Origin of the sequence: Xanthomonas sp. SS (assembly GCF_014236835.1) — a bacterium.
In the GTDB taxonomy this organism is placed as follows: Bacteria; Pseudomonadota; Gammaproteobacteria; order Xanthomonadales; family Xanthomonadaceae; genus Xanthomonas_A.
Genome location: NZ_CP051190.1, coordinates 1,128,771 through 1,153,201, shown reverse-complemented (window position 1 = coordinate 1,153,201; position 24,431 = coordinate 1,128,771). Strand labels below are relative to the sequence as shown.

Here is a 24,431-nt window from a genome sequence, read left to right as displayed (position 1 = left end):
CATGCCCAAGCCGGCACGGCGCTGGGCGCGTACCAATGGTCCGACGGCGCCGGTCCTGGGGCAGATGGTAGACGAGTTCGGCCTTGCCGCGGCCGCGCCGGCAGCGGTGCAAGCCAGGCGCGGCAACGCATTCCGGCAACGCAGGCCAGCGCAATCGGCGCTAAAGCCGATGCATTCGCGGCCGCTACCTCCCTTATCCCACGTTGCGTCCGCTGTTCCCTCCCCTCCCACCGACAGCGCCAATGAACCTGCCAGCCAAACCCACCGAAGCGGGCATCGACGACCATATCCGCTCCGTGGTCGGCCTGTCCGATCAACTGCTCGGACAGCTGCGCCAGTCGTTGCAGCGCATCGACGAGATCAACCGCACCACCCACGTGATCTCGATGAATGCCCGCATCGAATCGGCCCGGATCGGCCAGGCCGGGCGCGGCTTCAGCGTCATCGCGCAGGAAATGGACGTGCTGTCGCGGCGCGTCGCCGATGCCACCCAGGATCTGGACAAGGTCGCCGCCAGCACCAGCGCCGACATGCGCCACACCCTGCAGCGACTGGAAGACGACGTGCGCCGCACGCGCCTGAGCGAACTGGCGCTGAGCAATATCGACCTGATCGACCGCAACCTCTACGAACGCAGCTGCGACGTGCGTTGGTGGGCGACCGACGCGGCCATCGTCGCCGCCGCGCGTCCCGGCCGCGGCGACGAAGAACTCGCCTACGCGTCGCGGCGCATGGGCCAGATCCTGGATTCGTACACCGTCTACTTCGACCTGGTGCTGGCCGGCACCGACGGCCGCATCCTCGCCAACGGCCGGCCGCAGCAGTACGCCTCGGCCGGCAGCGACGTGTCCGGGCAGGCGTGGTTCGAAGACGCCACGCGCACCCGCAGCGGCGAGGAATTCGGCTTCCAGGACGTGCATGCCAGCACCCTGGCCGATGGCGAACGCGTGCTGGTGTACTCGTGCACGGTGCGCGACGGCGGCCGCGTCGACGGCCGCGTGCTGGGCGTGCTCGGCATCGTGTTCCGCTGGGACGCGCTGGCGCAGACGGTGGTGCAGCGCACGCCGCTGTCGGAGCAGGAATGGGGCCGCAGCCGGGTCTGCATCGTCGACCAGCGCGGCCAGGTCCTGGCCGACTCGGCCGGACGCATGCTGCAGGAGCGGATCGAATTCCAGGGCCGCGACGCGCTGTTCAAGCAGCCGCGCGGCGCCGTGCTGAGCGACCTCAACGGGCGCCCGCACTGCATCGCGCATGCGGCCTCGCCCGGCTACGAAACCTATCGCACCGGCTGGCATTCGCTGATTCTGCAGGCGCTGTAGCGCGAGGCGCGCGCGGGTCGGCCAACGCTCAGCGCTGGCCGACCCTGATCACCACCTTGCCCTTGGCGCGTCCGCTCTCGACACAGGCCAGGGCCTGCGCGGTTTCCTCCAGCGGGAACACCCGATCCATCACCGGCCTGATGCTGCCGGCCTCGATCAGCGCGCCGATCTCGCGCAACTGCTCGCCGTTGGCGGTCATGAACAGGAAGGCATAGCTGACGCCGTGCCGCTTGGCCTTCCTGCGGATGCCTCCGCTCAGCAGACGGATCGCCTGCCGCAGCGGCCACGCCAGTCCCTGTCGCACGGCGAAGTCCGGGTCCGGCGGGCCGGAGATGGAAATGAGCGTGCCGCCGGGTTTCAGCACGCGCAGGGATTTTTCCAGCACGTCGCTGCCCAGGCTGTTCAGGACCACGTCGTAGCCGTGCACGACGGTCGCGAAGTCCTGCGTCCGGTAGTCGATCACCAGGTCGGCGCCCAGCGCCTTCACCCAGGCGACATTGTCGGTGCCGGTGGTGGTCGCGACGAAGGCCCCGAGGTGCTTGGCGAGCTGGATGGCGATGCTGCCGACGCCGCCGGAGCCGGCATGGATCAGCACCTTCTGGCCCTTCCGCAGCCGTGCCGTCTCGACCAGCGCCTGCCACGCGGTCAGCGCGACCAACGGAACCGAGGCGGCTTCTTCCATGCCGAGGTTGGCAGGCTTCAATGCCAGCGCGCTTTCCTTGACCGCGATGCGTTCGGCGAAGCTGCCGATGCGCGTCTGGTCGGGACGCGCATACACCGCGTCGCCCGGCTTGAAGCGGCGCACGCCGGCCCCGACCCGCAGCACCACGCCGGCCACGTCGTTGCCCAGCACCAGCGGAAAGCGGTACGGCAGGATCAGCTTGAACTCGCCCTTGCGAATCTTCGCGTCGAGCAAATTGACGCCGGCGGCATGCACCTCGACCAGCACCTCGTCGTCGCGCACCTCCGGTTCGGGCAGTTCGCCGATCCGGCCCGGATGCCTGTTGCCGTAGCCTTCGATGAAGAACGCTTTCATGATGTTTCCCTGACGAAAACGAATGCGAGAACGAAGACGATTTCGAGCACGACCGCGACCAGGATCCCGCGGCCCGCGTGCCCGCTGGCCAGTTCGCCGATGCCCAGCGCCGCCAGCAAGGAACAGGCGGTGACCAAGCCCGCCACCAGCGCTGAACGCGCCGGCGATGGCGCCGCGCCGCGCGCCATGAACAACATCACGCTCAGGCCCGCATACAGCGCGGCCCCGCGTCGCGCCATCAGCTCGGCCGATGGCGAGGCGACGATGTCCCAGTTCGCCAGCATCGTGTCCGGCGAGAACATCCAGGTGCAGGCGATCGCCAGGAACAGCAGCGAGGCCAGGGCCGACAGCGAACGGAAACCCGGGCGCATGGCGGTCACCGGTTGAGGATGCGCGACAGCACGGCCTGGTGGATCCAGCGCGGCGTCGCCCACATGAAGGCCGCATTCAATTTGTTGATCAGCCCGGGCACCACGCTGATGCGGCCGGCATCCAGCGCGCGCATGCCGGCGCGCACCACCGGCGGGGTCTGCATCATCAAGGCGTTCAACTGCGGCGTGATCCGCTGTTGGGCCACGCGCGCGAAGCCGGTGTCGGTCAATCCCGGGCACAGCGTGGCGACGGTGACGCCATCGCGCGCGAACTCGCGATGCAGCGCCTCGCCCAGGCGCAGCACGTAGGCCTTCGCGGCCGAATACACCGCGAAGTTTTCCACGCCCTGGTAGGCCAGCAGACTGGCCACCTGCAGGATCTTGCCGCATCGGCGCCGGCGCATGTCCTGGCCGAACAGGTGGGTCATCGCGGTCAGGCTGGCGATGTCCAGCTGGATCATCGACAACGCCGGCTCCAGGTCGCCATCCAGGAACGGCCCCTGCAGTCCATGCCCGGCATTGTTGATCAGCACCTCGACCTCGATGCCACGCGTGTGCAGGCCGGCGTGTAGCCCGCGCACTGCCGCGATCTGCGACAGGTCCACCTGCTCGACGAGGACCTCGACACCGTGCCGTTGCCGCAACGCCTGCGCCAGCGCATCGAGCCGGTCCAGGCGCCGCGCGACCAGGATCAGCCTGTGGCCGCGCGCCGCGTACTGCCTGGCGAACTCCTCGCCGAATCCGCTCGATGCGCCGCTGATCAGCACCCAGCTATCGCGTTGCGTTTGCATGATGATCGCCTCGATCGCGCCAGATGCAGGGTTGCAGGCTTCAGGCCGCCGGCCGGTAGCGTTGCGCGGCATTGGCCTGGCGGATGCTGCCCAGCAGCGCTTGCCGGGCGCCGTCGAGCGCGTCCCAGCGGTCGGCGTCGTGCAGCGGCGGAATGGTGACCAGCTCGCGGCGATCGAAACCGATCAGCGCCGCATCGACCAGCTCTTCCACATCCATCACCTCGGGCAGCGTGTTGACGTCGATGCCCGCGCGCTCCCAGATCTCGGTGCGGGTGGCCGCCGGAAGCACCGCCTGCACGTACACGCCCTTGGGCGCCAGCTCCAGGCTCATGCCCTGCGACAGGAACAGCACGAAGGCCTTGCTCGCGCCGTACACGGTCATGCCGAATTCCGGCGCCAGGCCGACCACCGAGCCGATATTGACGATCGCGCCGCTGCCGGACTGCGCCAGACGCGGCGCGATCGCCAGCGCCAGCCGGGTCAGTGCGGTGGTGTTGAGGGCAAGCAGGCGTTCGACGCCGTCCGCCGTCTGCTCGGCGAAACCGCCCGACTGGGCCATGCCGGCGTTGTTGATGAGGATGCCGATGCGCGCGTCGTCGCGCAGGCGCGCTTCGACCGCGGCCAGGTCGGCCTGTGCGGTCAGGTCGGCCTGCAGCACGTCGACCGCGACCTGGTGTTCCGCGCGCAGGCGCGCGGCCAGCGCGTCCAGGCGCGCGTTGTCGCGTGCGACCAGCACCAGGTCGTGGCCGCGCTGGGCGAAGCGCTGCGCGTAGACGGCGCCGATGCCGCTGGAGGCGCCGGTGATGAGGACGGTGGAGGTAGTGCTCATGCGAGTGGTCTCTTCGGGTCAAAGGGAAGGTGCGGCCACGAGGGCATGGCCGGTGGTGCGGCGGCGGCGCGCTGGGCGCAACCGGCGCTTCGAAGCAAGCCACTTAATGATGATGATCGTAATCTTATTTTTCAATATTTTGATGATGACTGGCATCAATGTATCCTTGCGCCTGAAAAAGCGACGCTGGAGGGCATCCACGATGAAGGTCAGCAAGGCGCAGGCGCAGGCGAACCGGGCGCATATCGTCGAAACCGCGTCCGCGCTGTTTCGCGAGCGCGGCTACGAGGGCATCGGCGTCGCCGATCTGATGGCCGCCGCCGGTTTCACCCACGGCGGTTTCTACAAGCACTTCCCGTCCAAGGCCGACCTGATGGCGGAGGCGACGACATGCGGGATCGCGCAGACCGTGATGCTGGTGGACGGGGTCGACGCGCCGGAATTCGTCCGCCGCTACGTGTCGCGCGCGCACCGCGATGCCCGCGCGGCGGGTTGCACCATGGCCGCGCTGGGCGGCGATGCCGCACGCGAGCCGGAAACGGTGCGGTCCGCGTTCGCGGACGGTGTCGAAGCCATGCTGGCGACCATGGAGTCCGGGGACGCCGCAGCGACCGGCGCCAGCCCCGCCGATGCGCGCGCCGCGCGCCTGGACATGCTGGCGCACGCGCTAGGCGCGATCGTCATGTCCCGCGCCTGCCCGGACGATTCGCCGCTGGCGGACGAGATCCTCGCGGCGTGCCGCGCCAACATGCTCGCGGCACTGGACACGGCCCCGGCGGCAGGCAAGCGCGGCGCGGCGTGATCGCGGCGATCCGCAGCGCCCACATGCACGCATGCCGCCAGCGGTGACGCGATACCGCCGGGTCGTCAGCGCGCTGGCCGCACGGCAGGTGGCTCGGCGGTACGCCCTGTGCAGAAGCCAACACCTCGCACGCCGCTCCTTTGGCTACCATCCCTGGGCAACCGATGCCGAAAAGAGCGCATCCCATCACAAGACGCTCTTCGACCTTGCAGTTGTCCTCCAGACTCGCATGATGCGGGCGCTGTCCGGCAAGCCCGTGCGCCATGCAGCGCGCATCGACCCGCATGAATGCGCATGGCCGCAAGTAGCGTATTGACGGTGCCGTTTCGGCATGCCTAAGCTCGGCGCGCATCGCTGATGCGCGCCGAATGCGGGTGTGTCAGCATGGTATGGATGGAATTTGGAAATTCAGACGCAATCACAAGGTAAACGGACATGACCATGAAACCCTTTCGCACGCTTTGCATCTCGGCCCTGCTGGCCACCTCCTTCGCTGCTCCGGCGTTCGCCGAAAAGGTGGGCGACCCGAGCCTCTACACCAGTGAGGCGGTGAAGAAGAATCTGGTCCTGGGCAAGACAACCAGAGAAGAAGTGCGCGCCATCTATGGCGAGCCGACCTATGTCCACAAAACTTCCGCGAAGAATGGCGGGTACGAAAACAGGTGGAGTTACGACCCCGGGGAATCGCATGGTGAAAAAGCCCGCAAGACGGTGACCGGAGTATTAAGGTCGATGCTGCCTGGCGCCTACACCGGCTCCGCAGTGAATGAAGCGCAGAAACATGGCGTCGGCGCGCGCAACGTCAAGGACTACTACCTGTCGATCGACTTTGACTCCAAAGGCGTGGTCACCGATTACGACCAGAGCGAGAGCAACGAGTCCAAAAACGCACTGTAGCCAAGCGAACGCCGCGTGGCGCAGGAGTGCGTCGCCACGCTCAGGCGCTACCGGCAGGCGATGCCCTGACCGAGATTTTTCAGCATATGGCAAACAAAAAGGAGCGCATTTCGCGCTCCTTTTTGCGTTGAACCTCCAGCGCAACGCCGGACGCGACCGCCGGCATTGCACTGCCGAAATTTCCGGCGAAACCGTGGATTTCGGATGGGGCAGGACGCTGCGACGCGGTTTACTTCGCTACCACCTTGACCATTTCCAGACACTTGTTGGAATAGCCCCACTCGTTGTCGTACCAGGACACCAGCTTGACGAAGGTGCTGTCCAGGGCGATGCCGGCGTCGGCGTCGAAGATCGAGGTGCGCGCGTCGCCGCGGAAGTCGGTAGCCACCACCTTGTCCTCGGTGTAGCCGAGGATGCCCTTCAGCGCGCCTTCGCTCTGCGCCTTCACTTCGGCGCAGATCTCGGCGTAGGTGGCCGGCTTTTCCAGTTCCACGGTCAGGTCGACCACCGACACGTCCGAGGTCGGCACGCGGAAGCTCATGCCGGTCAGCTTCTTGTTCAACTCCGGGATCACCACACCCACGGCCTTGGCCGCGCCGGTGCTGGACGGAATGATGTTCTCCAGGATGCCGCGGCCGCCGCGCCAGTCCTTGTTGCTGGGGCCGTCCACAGTCTTCTGCGTGGCGGTGGCGGCGTGCACGGTGGTCATCAGGCCGCGCTTGATGCCCCACTTGTCGTTGATCACCTTGGCCAGCGGCGCCAGGCAGTTGGTGGTGCAGCTGGCGTTGGAGACGATCGCCTGGCCGGCATAGGTGGCGTGGTTGACGCCGTACACGAACATCGGCGTGTCGTCCTTGGACGGGGCCGACAGGATCACCTTCTTGGCGCCGGCGTCGATGTGCTTCTGCGCGGTGTCCTTGGTCAGGAACAGGCCGGTGGATTCGATCACCACCTCGGCGCCGACCTCGTCCCACTTCAGCGCCGCCGGATCGCGTTCCTGGGTCAGGCGGATCTTCTTGCCGTTGACCACCAGGTGATTGCCGTCGACCGACACTTCGCCGTCGAAGCGGCCGTGCACCGAATCGTACTGCAGCATGTACGCCAGGTAGTCGGGCTCGAGCAGGTCGTTGATGGCGACGATCTCGATGTCGCTGCCGAAATTCTGTACCGCCGAGCGCAGCACGTTGCGTCCGATGCGACCGAAACCGTTGATGCCAACCTTGATTGCCATTTCAGTAGCTCCTGCGGCCGCGCCTGACGCGGCGGATGGAAGGGGGCGAGCATTCTATCAGGCCGGCCGCATCGCGCCGGGCACGCGCTTTTGATCAGGATCAAGGCGGCGCGGCGATGCCGGCGGGACACTGCGCCCACACCCAAACGAGACACCCATCATGCGCAAGACCTCCCCCCTTCTGCTGTCCGGCCTGGCCGTCGCCCTCGCGCTGTGCGCCCTGCCGGCGCTGGCGCAGTCACAGGGCGACTGGACCGTGGGCATCGGCGCCCACCAGGTCAACCCGAAGTCCGACAACGGCAAGCTGGCCGGCGGCACCCTGCCGCTTAGCATCGGCAGCGACATCAAGCCGACCGTCACCTTCGAATACTTCGTGCACCAGGACCTGGGCATCGAAGTGCTGGCCGCGCTGCCGTTCAAGCACGACATCGTGGTCAAGGGCGTCGGCAAGGTCGGCAGCACCAAGCAGCTGCCGCCGGTGGTCTCGCTGCAGTACCACTTCAACAGCGCCGGCAAGGTCTCCCCGTTCGTCGGCGCCGGCATCAACTACACCACCTTCTTCAGCGAGGACAGCACCGGCGCGCTGGCCGGCACCAAGCTGAAGCTGGAGGATTCCTGGGGACTGGCCGCGCACGTCGGCGTGGACGTCGCGCTCACCGACAAGTCGGCGCTGCGGGTGGACCTGCGCTGGGCCGACATCGACAGCAAGGTCAAGGTCGACGGCGCCAGCATGGGCACCGCGAACATCGATCCGCTGGTGTATGGCCTGGCCTACGTGATGAAGTTCTGAGGCTGCGCGGGCGCCGCGCTTCTCTGGCAGACTACGCTCCACAAGGATGTGGATCGGTCGCCGCCGGGCCGACACTGGGATTCGCATCCGCCCATTCGCCGTCCACCGGGGTCCCCAATGAAGCCACGCCTGTTCCGCCGTCTCGCCGTCGCCGCCCTCGCTGCCATCGCCCTGCCCGCCGCGGCGCAGTCGGCCGGCCACTACACCACCAGCTACGGCATCCACGGCATGGTGCCCGGCTCTTCGAACGGCACGCTGGACGGCACCGACCAGCGTTTCAGCGCCGACACCACGCCAGCGCTCTCGTTCAGCTACGAATACTTCTTCCGCGGCAACCTCGGCGTGGAGATCCAGACCCTGGTCGGGCAGCAGAAGATCGGCCTGGAACAGGGCGGCGATATCGGCAGCGCCTGGGCGCTGTCGCCGACGGTCTCGCTGCAGTACCACTTCAACGGCAACGGCGACATTTCCCCGTTCGTCGGCGTGGGCCTCAACTACACCACCTTCCTGGGCGCCGACGGCAAGGGCGCGTTCTCCCGCGACGACGTCAAGTTCAAGGACAGCGTCGGCCCGGCCGTGCATGCCGGCGTGGATTTCGCCATCGGCGAGCGCAGCGCGCTGCGCGTGGACGCGCGCTGGACCAGCATGCGCAGCGACGTGGAAGTGGACAGCGGCACGCTCGGCAAGGCCAAGCTCGACCCCATCACCTACGGCCTGGCCTACCTGCTGTATTTCTGATCCGCAGGGCCCGCAGCCGCGTCCGCACGGGCGAGGCTTAGCGGTTGCGCAACGGCACGATGACGCGGCCATGGCAACGTCATCGGCGCCGGCTAGAATTCTCGGATGAAATCCTCTCTCTTCGTGTCCGCCGCGCTCACCGCGGCACTGGCCGCCGCGCCGTCCGCCGCCTTCGCCTGGGGTCCGCTGGGCCATCGCCTGGTCGCCGATCTCGCCGATGCCCGACTCACTCCGCAGGCCCGTGCGCAGGTGCAGCAGTTGCTGCAGGGCGAACCCGAGCCGACCCTGGCCGGCGTCGCCAACTGGGCCGACCAATTGCGCGAAAGCGACCCGGACATGGGCAAGCGCTCCGGCCCCTGGCACTACGTCAACCTCGGCGAGAACGATTGCCACTACGAACAGACCCGCGACTGCCCCGACGGCCAGTGCGTGGTCGAGGCGCTGCGCCGCCAGGCCTCGATCCTTGCCGACCGCAACCAACCGCAGGCGGCGCGCACCCAGGCGCTGAAGTTCGTGGTGCATTTCGCCGGCGACATCCAGCAGCCGCTGCACGCCGGCTACGCCCACGACAAGGGCGCCAACACGTTCCAGATCCAGTTCGAGGGCAAAGGCAGCAACCTGCATTCGCTGTGGGACAGCGGCCTGCTGCGCAGCCGCGGCCTGGACGAGGCGCATTACCTGGCGCAATTGCAGGCACAACCGCTGCCGCCACCCTCGCCTGCCGGCAGCGCGCTGCCGCCGCCGGCCGCGGCCTGGGCCGAAGCCTCGTGCAAGATCATGCTGCGCCCGGGCTTCTACCCGCCCGGCGCCAAGCTGCCGGCCGACTACGTGACGACCTGGCGCCTGGTCGCCGAAGCGCAGCTGCGCCAGGCCGGCGCGGATCTGGCGGCGACGCTGAACGCGGCGCTGGGGAAGTAACGCGCGGCATCTGCTCCATCTGCTTTTTGTAGGAGCGGCTCCGGGTGGCCTCGGGCCATCAGCCGCGACAGGTCTTACCGATAGATCCTGTCGCGGCTGAAGCCGCTCCTACAGGAACGCAATAGGAATTCGGCGCCTGACAGGGGACGCCTAACCCGCGTTCGCCCGCGCCCAGCGCACGATGTCGGCCACACCGATCGCACCGCTGTGCCGCACCAGCTCGCGGCCATGCCGCAGCAAGGCCAGGGTCGGAATGCTGCGGATGCCGAAGCGCGCCGCCAGCGCCGGCTGCGCCTCGGTGTCCAGCTTGCCCAGGCGCATGCGCGGCTCCAGTTGCGCGGCGGCGGTCTCGAACTGCGGCGCCATGGTCCGGCACGGACCGCACCACGGCGCCCAGAAATCCACCAGCAGCGGAATGTCGCTGCGCTCGGCATGGGCGGCGAAGGTGTCCGCGCTCAATGCGACCGGCGCGCCGACGAACAGCGCACGATGGCAACGCCCGCATTGCGGCGCCGCCGCCAGGCGTTCGCCCGGCACCCTGTTCAATGCCTGGCAGTGCGGGCAGGCGATGTGCAGCGGATCGCTCACGCGCCGGCCTCGATGCTCTTGTCGCCCAGCAGCACAGTGCCGTGCGCGTCCTTGACCGTATAGGTGAGCGAGATGCGGCACCGCCCCTGCTCGCGCGCTTCGAAGACATGGACCTCGCTGGTCACGCCGCCGGGGACCGTCCACGTCGCGACAGCGTCGGAATCGATCAATGCGCGATGGGCGGCGCCGCGCGCGGTGCATGGATGCGGCCGGCGATGCGGGTGGTGGGCATGGCGGCTGCGGCCTGGGTTCGTCGTTCCGACGACGTCAACCGAACGAGAGCAAGACGCCAGCCAATTCATCTCTAGCGCGTCGCCTACTGCCATGCCAGTCCCCCGAAATGCGGATGAGTCGATTAAGTATCCCTCGTAAAGTCGGCTACCGCTAACGCAACTTGCCGGACCGAGGGATTCCATTGAGCTCGTCGATTACTTTCTGTGGTGCGCGCAAGCGGATCTGCACGGGAAAGGATTCGTGCACGACGACATCTTCCACTACACCGCTTTTTTCCAACTCCATGACCTTGACCAGCACTGGGTCCGGAGATTCTGCACTGCCGATGATCAGCGCGCGCTCCAACGGCTCTTGATTCTTGGTCGGCTGTGTACGGTCGAGGCCGCAGCCTGCCAACAGCATCAGCGCTGCAATAAAAACCGTTTTCATATTTGCCTCCTCGCGCGTTGGCCGATACGCCGCGAAAACGTGGTGCGCCGGCCATGCGGCGCACCACGTTCGTGTTACTTCAAGTCAGCGTCAATGAGCAGTCACGGGTACGTAGCGATCCAGTTTTGAAGCGTATTGTAGACGGTGCTGGTCAGCCTCGTTCCACAGTTCTGACTGGACGATCCCGTAGTATGGATCCCGCGGACATTGACCCCGCCGTCGCTTGCAATCCCGCTTCCGCTGTTCCCGCCGGAGGTATCGATGGTATAGCAAAGCCTGTAAGAACCACTGGTCGATACCGACCCGGAATGCGTCCACATCGTACCCAGAGGTTTGTCACCCGGATAACCGGTGATGGTATGCGCACCTCCCGAATACACGCCCCAGCCGGAGTTACCGCCATGCGGAGCCGTGCTCAGCACGATCAGCGCGTAATCGTAGTTGCTGTCCGCGCTGTTGTGCCATGCCGACGTGGTGATGGCCCTCGACCATGTGGTCGTCCCCCAAGGCTGATAGCTACCGTTCTGCGCCGTGGTGAAATCCAAGCTGGAATAAAAAGTACCCGCTCCGTTGGATACACAGTGCCCCGCGGTGAGGACATGTTTCGGCGTAATCAGCGTACCGGTACAACCGATTCCGATACGACCGATATGCCAGTACGGAGACGCCACGGTATTCGACACTTGCACCCGGTCGTCGGTGCCGATAACGACATTGGGATTGACGCGACTGCTTCCGTAGAAAGCTGGAAGCCTCGGAGGCGTGCTGAACGTCGTGGATGTGCGGCCAAGCATCTGCAAGTCCATGATGGCCTGTTCGAAAATGGCGACATCTTCCGGATCCATCCTGGATTCGTACAAGTCGCCATTGCGGGTGACCATGACAGCACTCAGCCCGGCGGCCTTCTGCTGCGGTGACTGCAGACGGTCGTCAGCCGACGCACCCCTTTCCGGTAGAACGTTTGTCACCAGATTGTCGCCATGTATGAAGCTGGCTTTCTTGTTCAACTTCTCGAATGTAGCTTCCTTTGCTACAGCCGTGTTCACCGCGGGGGCCGAAACCAGCAACACCAAACTCAGAACGGCTAGATTTTTCATAACAATCTCCGTTGTTGGTTGAATGATCCTTAGCAGCGTGATCGGCAATTGCTATCCCATGCCAGCCACGCCAATCGACGGCTACGCCGGCTTTCGTTAGAAAGTCGTGAAAACGGCAGAGTTTCGACCGATTCTGGGATCGCTTCCGACACTCGTCATGCATCCGGCGATCGGACGGAGCCTCTTCGCATTCCGCTGTAGCTCGTGTCCGACTAACAGGAGCGCTTCATGCCCCTGACGTTTTTCTTAACTACTGCAACGAAGCCGCAGCCTGCGTGCGTCGTCCGGATGGCGCGTAGTACTGGTTGCCGTCGGGCAATTGCAACTCCACCGATGCCTGCGGAATGCGCCAGAACCCTTCCGCGTTGCGCATCGGCGTGGCGGTGATGTGCGCGACCACGCCGACCGGATCGTTCTTGAACTTGCGCATCGCGAACAGCAGGCTCGCCGCCAGGCAATTGGCGATGCTGGCCAACGGGATGCGCGAAGGGTTCGGCCCGCGCTCGTGGCCCAGCGGTGCGGTCTCGTCGCCCAGCTACGGCGCCAGATCGGTTTCGTCGAACTGGATGCGGAACGCGAAATCCGCCTCCTGTTCGAGGGTGACGCGGATCGGATCGCCGATGCTCATGCAGAACTCCTCATGCAGGTCTCCACTGACGTGGACAACGGGAACGCCGACTCTACGCCGGCGGCGCAAAGACGGCGTGGACGCGCATGCGCATTCCGCTCACGCCGGCTTGGCAGCGCGGCGCGCCAGCGGGTAGTACAGCAGCGGGATCACCAGCAGGGTCAGCGCGGTACTGACCAGGATGCCGAAGATCAGCGACACCGCCAGGCCGTTGAAGATCGGATCGTCGAGGATGAAGAAGGCGCCCAGCATCGCCGCCAGCCCGGTCAGCACGATCGGCGGCGCGCGCACCGCGCAGGCCTCCACCACCGCCTGCTCGGCGCTGCGGCCCTGAGCCAGCGCCTGGCGGATGAAGTCCACCAGCAGGATCGAATTGCGCACGATGATGCCGGCCAGCGCGATCATGCCGATCATGCTGGTAGCGGTGAACTGCGCGCCGAGCAGCGCGTGCCCTGGCAGCACCCCGATCACCGTCAGCGGAATCGGCGCCATGATCACCAGCGGCACCAGATAGCTGCGGAACTGCGCCACCACCAGCAGATAGATCAGCAGCAGGCCGACCGCGTAGGCGATGCCCATGTCGCGGAAGGTCTCGTAGGTGATCTGCCACTCGCCATCCCACTTGACCGCGAAGTCGCCGCTGTCGAGCGGTTGCGCGATGAAATACTGCGCCACCGCCTGCCCGCCGACGCGCTGTCGGCGCAGTTGCCCGACCAGGTCGAACATGCCGTACAGCGGGCTGTCCAGGCGCCCGGCCTCGTCGCCGGTGACGTACACCACCGGCCGCAGATCCTTGTGCGAGATCGCACCGTCCCAGGGCAAGCGTTGCACTGCGACCAGCTCCGACAACGCCACCAGTTGGCCGTCGCCGCCGCGCACATGCAGCGCCAACATGCGCGCGACGCCGGCCTGGTCGGCCGCGGCCAGGCGCAGGCGCACCGGTTGCGGGTACTTGGAGGCGCCATCGTGCAGCCAGGTCGCATCCACGCCCTGCACCGACGTCGCCAGCGCATCGGCGATCGCCGATTGGCTCACGCCCAGCCGCGCCGCGCGCCCCCGATCGACCACGATCACCTCGCGCGTCGCGGCGCTTTCCACGCTGGTATCCACATCGACCACGTTCGGCGTGCGCAGGAAGCGCTGCTGCAACGCCAGTGCCAGCTGGCGGCTGCGCGCGTAATCCGGGCCGTATACCTCGGCGACCAACGGCGCCAGCACCGGCGGACCCGGCGGCACCTCCACCACCTTCAGCGCCGCGCCATGGCGGCGTGCGATCGCCGCCAGTTCGGGACGCAACGCGCGCGCGATGGCGTGGCTCTGCCGCGTGCGCAGGTGTTTGTCGACCAGGTTCACCTGCAGTTCGCCGACGTTGTTGCCGCTGCGCAGGTAGTACTGGCGCACCAGACCGTTGAAATTGACCGGCGCCGAGGTGCCGGCATAGCCCTGGTAGTCGTGCACGTCCGCGGTGCGGTCGAGCACGCCGGACAGTTCGACCAGCAGCGCATCGGTGTCCTGCAGGGTGCTGCCTTCGGGCAGATCGACCACGATCTGCAGTTCGGATTTGTCGTCGAACGGCAGCATCTTCATCACCACCCATTGCAGCCCGACCAGCGACACCGCCAGCACCAGCAGCGCGGCGATGACGGCGAACAGCCAGCCGCGCCGCCGCGCGCCGCGCTCGGGGGCGAGGAAGGGATGCAGCAAGCGCGAGAAGAAGCGCTGCAGGCGCGGCGATGCGGACGCCGTCGCGCTGTCGGCAGCGGCATCGGCTACCGCCGGCGCATGCCGCGCCAGCAGCTTCAGCGACAGCCATGGGGTCACGATCAGCGCGATCGCCAGCGACAGCAGCATGCCGACCGAGGCGTTGATCGGGATCGGCCGCATGTATGGCCCCATCAAGCCGCTGACGAAGGCCATCGGCATCAGCGCCGCAATCACGGTGAAGGTGGCGAGGATGGTCGGCCCGCCAACCTCGTCCACCGCTGGCGGGATCGCCTCGCGCAACGTCTTGCCGCCGGCGCGCATGTGCCGGTGGATGTTCTCCACCACCACGATGGCGTCGTCGACCAGGATGCCGATCGAGAAGATCAGCGCGAACAGCGACACCCGGTTGAGGGTGAAGCCCATCGCCCACGACGCGAACAGGGTCAGCGCCAGGGTCAGCACCACCGCGCTGCCGACCACGACGGCCTCGCGCCAGCCCAGCGCGAACAGCACCAGCAGCACCACCGAGCCGGTCGCGAACACCAGCTTGTGGATCAGCTTGGCGGCCTTGGCGTCGGCGCTGGCGCCGTAGTCGCGGGTCACCTCGGCGTGCACGCCTTGCGGGATCGTTTCGCCGCGCAGCTGCTGCAGGCGCGCGGCGACCGCGCGGGTGATCGCGGCGGCATCGCTGCCGGGCTGCTTGGCGATGGCGAGGGTCACCGCCGGCGCGCGGCCCTGCGCCGGACCGCCGCGGGCTGCCGGCGCGCCGTACCAGACATAGCTGCTGGGCAAGTCGGCGCCGGCGCGCACCTGCGCCACGTCGCGCAGATGCAGCGGCTGGCCGTCGTGCACACCGATCACCAGCGCCGCCACCGTGTCCGCATCGGCCAGGAAGGTACCGGCAGCGACCGGTACCGCGCGGCCGCCGCCGATGCGCTCGCCGAGCTGGCGCACCGCATTGGCCGCCTGCAGCGACTGGCTCAGGTCGGACACGGTCAGGCCATAGGCGGCCAGCCGCGCCGGATCCAGGGTCAGCGCCAACACCCGCTGCGGCGCGCCGATGCTGTAGATGTCGCGCGTGCCGGGAATGCGCTTGAGCTCGGTTTCCAGCGTGTGCGCGACCTCGCCCAGGTCCACCGCGCTGCGCTGCGGATCGTCGCTCCACAACGTCACCGCCATCACCGGCACGTCGTCGATGCCTTTGGGCTTGATCAGCGGCGTGCCCACGCCCATGCCCTGCGGCAACGCATCCAGGTTCGAATACACCTGGTTGTACAGGCGCACCAGCGCCGCCTGGCGCGGCACCCCGACCTGGAACTCGACGGTCAGCAGCGCCTGCCCCGGGCGGCTGACCGAGTAAACGTGCTTGACCCCTTCGATCTCGGCCAGCTTCTGCTCCAGCGGCGTGCTCAGCAGCTGCTCCACTTCGCGCGCATCGGCGCCGGCGAAGGCCACCGACACGGTGGCCATGGTCACGTCGATCTGCGGCTCTTCCTCGCGCGGGGTGATCGCCACCGCGGCCAGGCCCAGCAGCAGGCCCAGCAGCGCCAGCAACGGAGTCAGCGGATTGGCCTGGAACGCCGCCGCCAGCCGCCCGGACACACCCAGTCGCGCCGCCATCTCAGCGCTCCGCCAGCGCGCGCCGCTGCGCGGCCAGCGCCTGCCCGGCGGCGACCGGATCGCGCGCCACGCGCTCGCCGGCGCGCAATCCGGCCAGCACCTCGACCCGCTGCGGCTCCTGCCGGCCCACGCGCAGCTGGCGCAGGCTCAGCGTGCCGGCGGCGAGCACATAGGCCGCGCTGAGTTCGCCACGCTGCAGCAACGCCGCGCGCGGCATCCACAGCGTGGCCGCGCTTGCGTCTGCGCCATCGGTGGGCAGCGCGAACGCGACCTTGGCGGTCGTGCCCGGCGCCGGTGCCGGCAGCAGCGCGGGCAACGGCACGCGCACGGTCACGCTATGGCTGTTCGGATCGGCGGTGGGGAACACCACCACCTGCGCCACCGTCAGCATGCGGCCGTCGTCCAGCCGCACCTGCGCGCGTGGCGCGGCGCGGATCGCGGCGGCGTCGGACTGCGGCACCTGCACGTCGATGCGCTGCGTGCCAGGCGCGTACAGCGACAGCAGCGCCTGGCCGGTCGCCACCGCTTCGCCGGGCTGCACCTGGCGCGCGCTGACCACGCCGGCGAACGGCGCGCGGATCACCGTGTAGTCGGCCGGCTGCCGCGCCTGCGCCAGTTGCGCGGCGGCGGACTGGCGCGCCGCGACCGCGGCATCGCGGGTGGCCCGGGCCTGGTCCAGTTGCGCCCGCGACACGTACTGCGCGCCGGCCAGCGCGGCGTAGCGGCGGTAGCTGGCCTCGGCCTCGTCGGCGCTGGCCGCGGCCGAACGCAGCTGCGCCTGCGCGCTGTCCACGCTGGCGCGCTGCTCCACCGCGCTGAGCCGCAGCAGCACCTGGCCGGCGACGACGCGATCGTCGACGTCAACCGCCACCTCGCGCACGCGCCCGTCGGTCTGCACCGACAGGTCGGCATGCTCCACCGCGGCGACCACGCCATCCCAGGCGCGCGCGGCGGAATCGGCGAACGCCACCGGATCGGTCTGCAGCGCGGGCAGCGGCGGCGGCATCGGCGAGGCGGATTCGTGGCGGCACGCCGCTAGCGACAGGCTCGCGGCCAGCGTGATCGAGAGGATAAACGGTTTCACGCAGGACTCCGGGACGAGGGTTCGACCGAACCCGGTCGGCGCCAGCGAACCTTCGCTGGCTGCGAGATAAATTAGAACTTTCTTATATTAGAGTCAACTGATATTATGAGCGCCGTTCATCCACCGGAGCCCCCCAATGCCCCATTCCTCCGCACAAGCCCTGGTCGACAGGGCGCGCCCGCAGATCCAAGAAGTCGATACCGACGCCGCCGCCACGCCGCTGCCCGGCGAATGGATCATCGACGTGCGCGAACCCGGCGAGTTCGCCGTCGGCCACCTGCCCAACGCGATCAACATTCCGCGCGGCATCCTCGAATTCCGCCTCGACGCCGATCCGGCGCTGGCCCGGCGCGACCAGCCGATCCTGCTGTACTGCTCCAGCGGCGGCCGTTCCACGCTGGCCGCGCTGAGCCTGCAGCAACTCGGCTACAGCGCGGTGCGCTCGTTGAACGGCGGCTTCCTTGGCTGGACCGCTGCCGGCCTGCCGGTCGCCTTCTGAGTCCGATGGCCCGCCGCCTGCAACCCGCGATGGATCCTGCGGCGATGCGTGCGCATGCCGGCGAAGCCGCGCGCCTGCTGAAGGCGCTCGGCAACGAAAAGCGGCTGCTGTTGCTGTGCCTGCTGGTGGACCACGAACACTCGGTGGGCGAACTCAACACGCGCCTGGACCTGAGCCAATCGGCGCTGTCGCAGCACCTGGCGGTGCTGCGCGAGGACGGCCTGGTGCAGACCCGCCGCGACGGGCAGACCATCTACTATTCGCTGGTCCCCGGCCCGGCGCAGCGCATCCTCGATACCTTGCACGGCATCTATTGCAGCGCCGGCGCTTCCTCTCCCGCCAAGGCAGGCCCATGAGCCAGATTCCCAACGTCCACCCCTTCCACCACGCCGGTTCCGGCACCTGGAGCTATCTGGTCGAAGACGGCTTCGACGCCGCGGTGATCGATCCGGTGCTGGACGTCGATGCGGACACCTTCACCCTGCGCGAGGCGCCGGTGCAGGGCCTGGCCGAGCTGCTGTCCGCACACGGCCTGCAACTGCGCTGGATCCTGGAAACCCACGCCCACGCCGACCACGTCTCCGCCGCGCAGTGGTTCAAGCGACGCTGGCCGCAGGCGACGCTGGCGATCGGCGCCGGCATCCGCGCGGTGCGCGCGCGCTTCGCGCCGCAGTTCGGCCTGGCCGAGGACGCCGGCGACACGCGCTGCGGCTTCGACCACCTGTTCGCCGACGGCGAGCGTTTCGCGATCGGCGCGCTGCAGGCGCAGGTGATCGCGGTGCCCGGACATACCGACGACAGCATTGCCTACCTGATCGGCGATGCGCTGTTTCCCGGCGATTCACTGTTCATGCCCGACAGCGGCACGGCACGCTGCGATTTCCCCGGCGGCGACGCGGCCACGCTGTTCCGTTCGATCCACAGGCTGTACGCGCTGCCGGCCGCCACCCGCGTGTTCGTCTGCCACGACTACGGTGCCGGCGGCCGCGCGGTCGCCTGCGAAACCAGCATCGGCGCGCAGCGTCGCGACAACATCCACGTGCGCGACGGCATCGGCGAAGCCGAGTTCGTCGCGTTGCGGCAGGCGCGCGACGCGACCCTGGCGCAGCCGCGGCTGATGCAAACGTCGGTACGCGCCAACATCCAGGCCGGCCGCACCGACGACCTGCACGCCGCGCCGCGCTGAAGACGGTAGGATGCGGGCGTACCGCGCACGATCGCGCTGCCATCGCAGCGGCCTGCGCGCCACTGCGCCAGGTCCAGCCGATCGCCGCCCGTCCCCTGATTCCTCGGAGCGCCCCATGTCCCGTTCGCTACGCAGCCTGCTGTGCCTGCTCTCGCTCACCGTTGCCATGGCCGCGCCGCCGGCCTGGGCGCAGACGCCGCTGACCGTATTCGCCGCGGCCAGCCTGAAGGAATCCCTGGACGAGGCCACGGTTGCCTACCAGCGCTCCAGCGGCACGCCGGTGCAGGTGTCGTACGCGGCCAGCTCGGCGCTGGCGCGGCAGGTGGAACAAGGCGCGCCGGCGGACGTGTTCTTCTCCGCCGACCTGGAGTGGATGGACTATCTGCAGCAGCGCCAGCTGGTCGATCCGGCACAGCGCCGCAACCTGCTCGGCAACACGCTGGTGCTGGTCGCGCCGGTGGCGAGCGCCGCCAAGGTCGATCTGCGCAGACCCGGCACGCTCGCCGCCGCGCTCGGGGCGCAGGGCCGCCTTGCGGTCGGCCAGACCACCAGCGTGCCGGCCGGCAAGTACGCGCGCGCCGCGCTGCAGACACTCGGCCAGTGGGACGGCGTGCAGGCGCGCCTGGCCGAATCGGAAAGCGTGCGCGCCGCGCTGATGCTGGTCGCGCGCGGCGAGGCGCCATTGGGCATCGTCTACGGCTCCGACGCCAAGGCCGAACCGAAGGTGCGGGTGGTGGCGGTGTTCCCGGCCGACAGCCACGCGCCGATCGTGTATCCGGTGGCGGCGCTGCGCGCCGGCAAGCATCCGGCCGCGGCCGATTTCGTGCGCTGGCTGAGTACGCCGCCGGCGCAGGCGATCTTCCAGCGCCGCGGTTTCTCGCTCGCGCACTGAGCCATCGCCGTTGTTCGCATTCACGCCGCAAGAACTCACCGCGATCGCGCTCAGCGTCAAGGTCGCGCTGGTCGCGGCGCTGGGCAGCCTGCCGTTCGGCGTGGCCTGCGGCTGGCTGCTGGCGCGGCGCCGTTTCCCCGGCAAGGCGCTGCTGGATGCGTTGCTGCACCTGCCGCTGGTGATGCCGCCGATCGTCACCGGCTATGCGCTGCTGATCGTGTTCGGCACGCAGGGGCCGGTCGGCGCCTGGCTGCTCGAGCACCTGGGCGTGCAGTTCGCGTTCCGTTGGACCGGCGCGGCGCTGGCCAGCGCGGTGATGGGATTCCCGCTGATGGTACGCGCGATCCGCATGGCGCTGGAATCCACCGACCGCCGCCTGGAGGCGGCCGCGGCCACGCTCGGCGCCGGGCCATGGCGGGTGTTCTTCAGCATCACCCTGCCGCTGGCCTGGCCCGGACTGGTCGCCGGGACCGCGCTCGCCTTCGCCAAGGCGCTGGGCGAATTCGGCGCCACCATCACCTTCGTGTCGAACATTCCCGGGGAAACCCAGACCCTGTCGTCGGCGATCTACGGCCTGCTGCAGGTGCCCGGCGGCGAAGCGGGCATCTGGCGGCTGGCGGCAGTGGCCCTGGCGATCTCGCTGGCCGCGTTGCTGCTGTCCGAATGGCTGGTGCGGCGCCAGCGCGGTCCGGAGGCGGACGCGTGAGCCGGCTCCGCAACGCTGCGCGCGATCGGCCCGCGACGCGTGTCCATGGCGCGCCGCATTCGCAACGTGACGCGAGCATGCGCCGATGCTGAGCATCGATATCGAAGTGCAGCGCGGCCGCTTCCAGCGCCGCTTGCGGGTCGAGGAAACGGCGCGCGTGGTCGCGCTGGTCGGCCCGTCCGGCGCCGGCAAGACCAGCATGCTCAACGCCATCGCCGGCGTGTTGCGGCCGCGCAGCGGACGCATCGCCATCGACGAGCGCGTGCTCTACGACAGCGCCGCCGGCATCGACGTGCCCACCCACCGCCGCCGCATCGGCTACGTATTCCAGGACGCGCGATTGTTCCCGCACATGGACGTACGCCGCAACCTCGGCTACGGCCGCCACGGCCGCGGCCAGGCCGAGCGCTTCGGCTTCGATGCGGTGGTGGAGCTGCTCGGCATCGCGCCCCTGCTGGCGCGGCGCCCGGGCAACCTGTCCGGCGGCGAGGCGCAGCGCGTGGCGATCGGCCGCGCATTGCTGTCGCAGCCGGCGATCCTGCTGTTCGACGAACCGCTGTCGGCGCTGGACGCGCAACGCCGCAGCGAACTGATCCCGTACCTGCAGCGCGTGCGCGACGAAGTGCGGCTGCCGATGCTCTACGTCAGCCATCAGGCCGAGGAAGTGGAACGCATCGCCGACGCGATCCATCGGCTGGAGTAGCGCGCCGACGCCGCGTTCACCGCCGATGGCCAGACTATGCGCCATCGCAACGAAGCGAGGCCGCCGCCATGCGCCGCTACCGCAAGCACGATTTCCCGCTCGACCAGGTGCGTCGGTTTCTGGAACCCGGCCCGGTGGTGCTGGTAGGTTCGGCATGGAAAGGGCAGCGCGACATCATGACCATGGGCTGGCACATGGTGCTGGAGTTCTCGCCGTCGCTGATCGCCTGCTGCATCTCCAGCGCCAACCACAGCTTCGAACTGGTCCGGCGCAGCAAGCAATGCACGATCAATCTACCGACCGCGGACCTGCTCGACACCGTGGTCGGCATCGGCAACAGCAGCGGCGCGCAACTCGACAAGTTCGCCCACTTCGGCCTGACCGCGGTGGCCGGCACGCACGTCGATGCGCCGTCGATCGCCGAGTGCTATGCGAGCTTCGAGTGCCGCCTGCACGACGGCCGCCAGATCGCCAGGCACAACCTGTTCGTCTGGGAGGTGGTCAAGGCACATGTCGCCACGTCGCCGAAACTGCCCAAGACTGTGCACTACCGTGGCGACGGCAAGTTCATGCTGTCCGGCGCGGAGGTCTCGCGGCGGCGCCTGTTCAAGCCGGAGATGCTGTAGCGGCGAAGACAACGCGCGGCAGCGATCCTGCTGCCACATGCCCCTGAGAGATACCGCCCTTGTAGGAGCGACTTCAGTCGCGACAGACTCTGTGGCGACGCCTATCGCAATCGATGGCCAGAAACTAACCGATCGCTTCCGTAACCCTCAATCGTCAATCGTCAATCGTCAGAGAAATACTTTCCGGCGCTCACGGTGCGGCATCAAACACTCAACGCGCACTTCGACCGCCCACGCGCCCGGCCTGCACGCTGGCCTTGCCCTCGCGCACCTCGAAGGTGAACGCGTAGGCCAGCGTCACCGGCACCTCTTCCACCGACACCGCATCGTCGCAGCGTCCCTCCACTGCCGGCCGCTGCGCCGGATCGGCATAGGTGCAGATCGCCGCGGGCACGAAGCGCCAGCGCGCGACCTCCTGCTGCACCGCTTGCAGCAGATCGGCGTTGTCCGCCAGCGTACCGGCACGGCATTCCTCGCGATCGTGCAAGGACTCGCTGCGCTGTACCGCGCCTTGCGCGGACAGGACCACCCGCACGCACACCGTGGTCGGTGCCAGCGTGCGCCGCGGCGAGTCGGCCGGCAGTTGCGGCGTCGCCGCGTCCAGCGGCTGCGGCATGCGGAACACCTGCTGCGGCTGCATCGTGTAGGCGGCGATGGCGCCGCCCAGGGCGCCATCGCCGCGTGGCGCAAGCAAGCGCTGGTCCACGGAATCCAGCCGCTGGGTCTGCCCGCGCGGCGGCTGGCTGGCGCAGCCGGCCAGGCACAGGCACAGGCTGGCCAGGCAGATCCTGCGCAGGCTCATCACTTGGCCGTCTTGATGGACATGCCGCAATACACGCGCCGGGTCGGCCCTTGCCCATCGACAGAGACAACGTCGCAGGTTTGCTCAGGCGCATCATCCGCCTCCGTATCCACCAGATACCAGCGATAGTTCGATGCATTGGGGACCCCCGATGGCGCATCCACAGGCTCCCTCCCGGATTCGAAGTTGACCGGTATCTTCAACCGCGACGCCACCGTCCGTCCCTGCTTCTGCGCCGGAACGAAGCGCCACTTCCTGGCGGCGGCAATCGCCGCCTGGTCCAGCGCCACATTGCCCGTACCACGATCAAGCAACTGCACATCGCTGACGGCGCCGGCCGCATCCACGCTCACCAACAGCGACAGTTTTCCCGAGGCGCCCTCGCGCAGTGCGTCGCGCGGATAGGCCGGTGGCGGCATGGCCATTGGCTTGGCATCCACGGTGGCGCGCTTGGCGGATGTGGTCGCAGCATCGGCTGTCGAAGCGAGCAGCATGGGCAAGCGCGTTCCAGTATCGGCCGGCGCTGCGCCCGCGGCGGTAGTGGTCCCCGCCAGCGCGCCTGCATCCGGCGCTTGCGCATCCGCCAGCGCAGGCGCAATGCCGCTTCCCGCCAGCGCGGATGCCGGCAGCGGTTGCAACGCCCATGCCGCGCCGCCGCCGCACAGCGTCGCCATCGCCACCACGGCGATGCCCGCACGCCGCCGCCAGCCGCGCACGGTCGGCCGCTGCAGCATGCCGATCCGCTGCCGCAGGGTCTGCCCGGCCTGCCAATGGCAGCCCACCGGCAATGCAGTCGCATCCAGTTGGGTCTGCAGCATCGCTTCGGCGTAGCTGCGGCGCGAGGCAGGATGCCGTGCCAGCACCGCCGCATCGCAGGCCAGTTCCTGGTCGAAGCGGAACCGCGCCGCGGCCCAGTGCAGCAAGGGGTTGAACCAGTAGGCACAGCGCAAGGCCGCCAGCAACAGGTTATGGCGGGTGTCGCCGCGGGCGATGTGCATGCGCTCGTGGGCCAGCACCAGTTGCGCCTGCGCGGGCGGATAGCGCTGCGCGAAATCCATCGGCAGCACCACCCGCGGGCGCCAAGCGCCGAGCACCAACGGACCGTGCAAGGCATGTTGTGCGTACAGCACCCCATCTGTGCCGGGCGACAGCTGGCCCAGGCTATGCCGATAGCGCTGCTGCTGCCGCCACAACGCGGCGGCCATCGCCGCCGCGCCAAGCAGCCAGAGGGCAGCCATCCACAGGGCGGCATGGCTGCTCGCCAGCGTCATCGCACCGGCAGCGCCAGCGGATTCCTGCGGCAGCCCGACCCAGACCTGCGGCATCGCCAATGCCGCCGGCAGCGCCGGACGCACGTCGCCAGGCAGCAGTACGGCGAGCATGGCCAACGGCACCACACCCCATACCGCGTAGGCGACGCCGGCACCGAACGCGCGCCGCAACGGCGCACGCAGCGCCAACGCCAACACGATCGCCACACTGCCGGACAGCGCCGTGGCCCACATCCCCGCTACGAAGGTTTCAACGCTCATCGTCCAGCTCCTGGATCAGTCGTTTGAGTTCGGCGATATCGGCGTCGCTGAGCTTGCCGCGTTCGCTGAAGTGCGCCACCAGCGGCGCGACGCGGCCGCCGAACAGGCGTTCGAGCAGGCCTTCGCTCTGTTGCTGCACCCACTGTTCGCGCTGCAGCAGCGGCGCGTACAGATAGCGGCGGCCCTGTTTGTCGGCGCGGATCGCGCCCTTGTTGAGCAGCCGATTGAGCAAGGTCTTGACCGTGGGTTCGGCCCAGCCGCCATGCCCGGATAGGGCCGCGAACACCTCCTCGGCACCGAGCGGGCTCCGGTTCCACAGCACCTCCATCACAACGGCTTCGGCATCGCTGATCGACATATCGTTTACGCCTGTAATTTT

At 68.2% G+C, this 24,431-nt stretch carries 28 protein-coding genes; 13 read left to right on the top strand and 15 right to left on the bottom strand.

Annotated features, from left to right (window positions below; all coding sequences use genetic code 11):
• Positions 1-242 precede the first annotated feature (242 nt).
• The gene (locus tag HEP74_RS04880) at positions 243-1,319 is read left to right on the top strand and encodes a methyl-accepting chemotaxis protein (protein WP_185815444.1); all 1,077 of its coding nucleotides are present in this window, start codon (positions 243-245) and stop codon (positions 1,317-1,319) included.
• Between the two features lie 28 nt (positions 1,320-1,347).
• On the opposite strand, the gene HEP74_RS04875 is transcribed toward HEP74_RS04880, so the two are convergent.
• The 4 genes from HEP74_RS04875 to HEP74_RS04860 are packed head-to-tail and all read right to left on the bottom strand — an operon-like array spanning position 1,348 to position 4,346.
• Positions 1,348-2,355 carry an NADP-dependent oxidoreductase gene (locus tag HEP74_RS04875; RefSeq protein ID WP_185815443.1) on the bottom strand — a complete coding sequence of 336 codons (1,008 nt, stop codon included), beginning with the start codon at positions 2,353-2,355 and terminating at the stop codon, positions 1,348-1,350.
• Entirely contained in the window at positions 2,352-2,726 is a 375-nt protein-coding gene (locus HEP74_RS04870; RefSeq protein WP_185815442.1) for a hypothetical protein, read from the bottom strand. The genes HEP74_RS04875 and HEP74_RS04870 overlap by 4 nt, the downstream gene beginning before the upstream one ends.
• A gap of 5 nt (positions 2,727-2,731) precedes the next feature.
• Positions 2,732-3,517, bottom strand: coding sequence for an SDR family NAD(P)-dependent oxidoreductase (locus HEP74_RS04865; RefSeq protein WP_185815441.1), 786 nt, complete (start codon positions 3,515-3,517; stop codon positions 2,732-2,734).
• A gap of 40 nt (positions 3,518-3,557) precedes the next feature.
• Positions 3,558-4,346 carry an SDR family NAD(P)-dependent oxidoreductase gene (locus tag HEP74_RS04860; RefSeq protein WP_185815440.1) on the bottom strand — a complete coding sequence of 263 codons (789 nt, stop codon included), beginning with the start codon at positions 4,344-4,346 and terminating at the stop codon, positions 3,558-3,560.
• Positions 4,347-4,548: 202 nt separating this feature from the next.
• Between HEP74_RS04860 and HEP74_RS04855 the strand changes: the two genes are divergently transcribed.
• A complete protein-coding gene (locus tag HEP74_RS04855; RefSeq protein ID WP_185816503.1) occupies positions 4,549-5,148 on the top strand; it encodes a TetR/AcrR family transcriptional regulator in 600 nt (199 codons plus the stop codon).
• Positions 5,149-5,583: 435 nt separating this feature from the next.
• The gene (locus HEP74_RS04850; RefSeq protein WP_185815439.1) at positions 5,584-6,045 is read left to right on the top strand and encodes a hypothetical protein; all 462 of its coding nucleotides are present in this window, start codon (positions 5,584-5,586) and stop codon (positions 6,043-6,045) included.
• A gap of 229 nt (positions 6,046-6,274) precedes the next feature.
• Here the strand turns inward: HEP74_RS04850 and gap are convergent, their stop codons facing one another.
• Positions 6,275-7,276 (bottom strand): type I glyceraldehyde-3-phosphate dehydrogenase, encoded by a 1,002-nt coding sequence (gene gap, locus HEP74_RS04845; RefSeq protein WP_179566832.1) that lies wholly within the window; start codon positions 7,274-7,276, stop codon positions 6,275-6,277.
• A gap of 160 nt (positions 7,277-7,436) precedes the next feature.
• On the opposite strand from gap, the gene HEP74_RS04840 reads away from it, so the two are divergent.
• From HEP74_RS04840 to HEP74_RS04830, 3 genes are all read left to right on the top strand, one after another.
• Positions 7,437-8,066 (top strand): OmpW/AlkL family protein, encoded by a 630-nt coding sequence (locus HEP74_RS04840; RefSeq protein WP_185815438.1) that lies wholly within the window; start codon positions 7,437-7,439, stop codon positions 8,064-8,066.
• 117 nt (positions 8,067-8,183) lie between these two features.
• Positions 8,184-8,804, top strand: coding sequence for an OmpW/AlkL family protein (locus tag HEP74_RS04835; protein WP_185815437.1), 621 nt, complete (start codon positions 8,184-8,186; stop codon positions 8,802-8,804).
• A gap of 105 nt (positions 8,805-8,909) precedes the next feature.
• Positions 8,910-9,722, top strand: coding sequence for a S1/P1 nuclease (locus HEP74_RS04830; RefSeq protein ID WP_185815436.1), 813 nt, complete (start codon positions 8,910-8,912; stop codon positions 9,720-9,722).
• A gap of 150 nt (positions 9,723-9,872) precedes the next feature.
• On the opposite strand, the gene trxC is transcribed toward HEP74_RS04830, so the two are convergent.
• The 7 genes from trxC to HEP74_RS04795 all read right to left on the bottom strand — a co-directional run bounded on the left by trxC (position 9,873) and on the right by HEP74_RS04795 (position 17,106).
• Positions 9,873-10,310, bottom strand: coding sequence for a thioredoxin TrxC (gene trxC / locus HEP74_RS04825; protein WP_185815435.1), 438 nt, complete (start codon positions 10,308-10,310; stop codon positions 9,873-9,875).
• Complete coding sequence (locus HEP74_RS04820; protein WP_185815434.1) at positions 10,307-10,480, bottom strand: SRPBCC family protein; 174 nt, start codon at positions 10,478-10,480, stop codon at positions 10,307-10,309. The genes trxC and HEP74_RS04820 overlap by 4 nt, the downstream gene beginning before the upstream one ends.
• A gap of 214 nt (positions 10,481-10,694) precedes the next feature.
• Complete coding sequence (locus HEP74_RS04815; RefSeq protein WP_185815433.1) at positions 10,695-10,973, bottom strand: hypothetical protein; 279 nt, start codon at positions 10,971-10,973, stop codon at positions 10,695-10,697.
• A gap of 101 nt (positions 10,974-11,074) precedes the next feature.
• The gene (locus HEP74_RS04810; protein WP_185815432.1) at positions 11,075-12,070 is read right to left on the bottom strand and encodes a trypsin-like serine peptidase; all 996 of its coding nucleotides are present in this window, start codon (positions 12,068-12,070) and stop codon (positions 11,075-11,077) included.
• A gap of 250 nt (positions 12,071-12,320) precedes the next feature.
• Positions 12,321-12,545 carry a hypothetical protein gene (locus HEP74_RS21885; protein WP_255427888.1) on the bottom strand — a complete coding sequence of 75 codons (225 nt, stop codon included), beginning with the start codon at positions 12,543-12,545 and terminating at the stop codon, positions 12,321-12,323.
• A 252-nt stretch (positions 12,546-12,797) separates the two neighbouring features.
• Positions 12,798-16,022: an efflux RND transporter permease subunit gene (locus HEP74_RS04800; protein WP_185815431.1), complete on the bottom strand. Its 3,225-nt coding sequence runs from the start codon at positions 16,020-16,022 to the stop codon at positions 12,798-12,800.
• Between the two features lies 1 nt (position 16,023).
• Entirely contained in the window at positions 16,024-17,106 is a 1,083-nt protein-coding gene (locus tag HEP74_RS04795) for an efflux RND transporter periplasmic adaptor subunit (protein ID WP_185815430.1), read from the bottom strand.
• Positions 17,107-17,242: 136 nt separating this feature from the next.
• Here HEP74_RS04795 and HEP74_RS04790 point away from each other — a divergent pair, with 136 nt between their 5' ends.
• The 7 genes from HEP74_RS04790 (at position 17,243) to HEP74_RS04760 (ending at position 21,718) form a co-directional block, all read left to right on the top strand.
• The gene (locus HEP74_RS04790) at positions 17,243-17,605 is read left to right on the top strand and encodes a rhodanese-like domain-containing protein (protein WP_185815429.1); all 363 of its coding nucleotides are present in this window, start codon (positions 17,243-17,245) and stop codon (positions 17,603-17,605) included.
• Between the two features lie 5 nt (positions 17,606-17,610).
• On the top strand, positions 17,611-17,961 hold the full coding sequence (locus HEP74_RS04785) for an ArsR/SmtB family transcription factor (RefSeq protein WP_185815428.1): 351 nt from the start codon (positions 17,611-17,613) through the stop codon (positions 17,959-17,961).
• Positions 17,958-18,791, top strand: coding sequence for an MBL fold metallo-hydrolase (locus tag HEP74_RS04780; RefSeq protein ID WP_185815427.1), 834 nt, complete (start codon positions 17,958-17,960; stop codon positions 18,789-18,791). Before HEP74_RS04785 ends, HEP74_RS04780 begins: the two co-directional genes overlap by 4 nt.
• A gap of 115 nt (positions 18,792-18,906) precedes the next feature.
• On the top strand, positions 18,907-19,683 hold the full coding sequence (gene modA, locus HEP74_RS04775) for a molybdate ABC transporter substrate-binding protein (RefSeq protein ID WP_185815426.1): 777 nt from the start codon (positions 18,907-18,909) through the stop codon (positions 19,681-19,683).
• Positions 19,684-19,693: 10 nt separating this feature from the next.
• Positions 19,694-20,389, top strand: a complete 696-nt coding sequence (gene modB, locus HEP74_RS04770) for a molybdate ABC transporter permease subunit (RefSeq protein ID WP_185815425.1) — start codon at positions 19,694-19,696, stop codon at positions 20,387-20,389.
• Positions 20,390-20,474: 85 nt separating this feature from the next.
• Positions 20,475-21,092 (top strand): molybdenum ABC transporter ATP-binding protein, encoded by a 618-nt coding sequence (locus tag HEP74_RS04765; protein ID WP_185815424.1) that lies wholly within the window; start codon positions 20,475-20,477, stop codon positions 21,090-21,092.
• A 68-nt stretch (positions 21,093-21,160) separates the two neighbouring features.
• Positions 21,161-21,718 (top strand): flavin reductase family protein, encoded by a 558-nt coding sequence (locus tag HEP74_RS04760; RefSeq protein ID WP_185815423.1) that lies wholly within the window; start codon positions 21,161-21,163, stop codon positions 21,716-21,718.
• 211 nt (positions 21,719-21,929) lie between these two features.
• Here the strand turns inward: HEP74_RS04760 and HEP74_RS04755 are convergent, their stop codons facing one another.
• The 3 genes from HEP74_RS04755 to HEP74_RS04745 are packed head-to-tail and all read right to left on the bottom strand — an operon-like array spanning position 21,930 to position 24,410.
• Complete coding sequence (locus tag HEP74_RS04755; protein WP_524540765.1) at positions 21,930-22,520, bottom strand: hypothetical protein; 591 nt, start codon at positions 22,518-22,520, stop codon at positions 21,930-21,932.
• Positions 22,520-24,052 (bottom strand): TonB family protein, encoded by a 1,533-nt coding sequence (locus tag HEP74_RS04750; protein WP_185815422.1) that lies wholly within the window; start codon positions 24,050-24,052, stop codon positions 22,520-22,522. The genes HEP74_RS04755 and HEP74_RS04750 overlap by 1 nt, the downstream gene beginning before the upstream one ends.
• Entirely contained in the window at positions 24,042-24,410 is a 369-nt protein-coding gene (locus HEP74_RS04745) for a BlaI/MecI/CopY family transcriptional regulator (RefSeq protein WP_185815421.1), read from the bottom strand. The genes HEP74_RS04750 and HEP74_RS04745 overlap by 11 nt, the downstream gene beginning before the upstream one ends.
• Between the last annotated feature and the right edge of the window lie 21 nt (positions 24,411-24,431).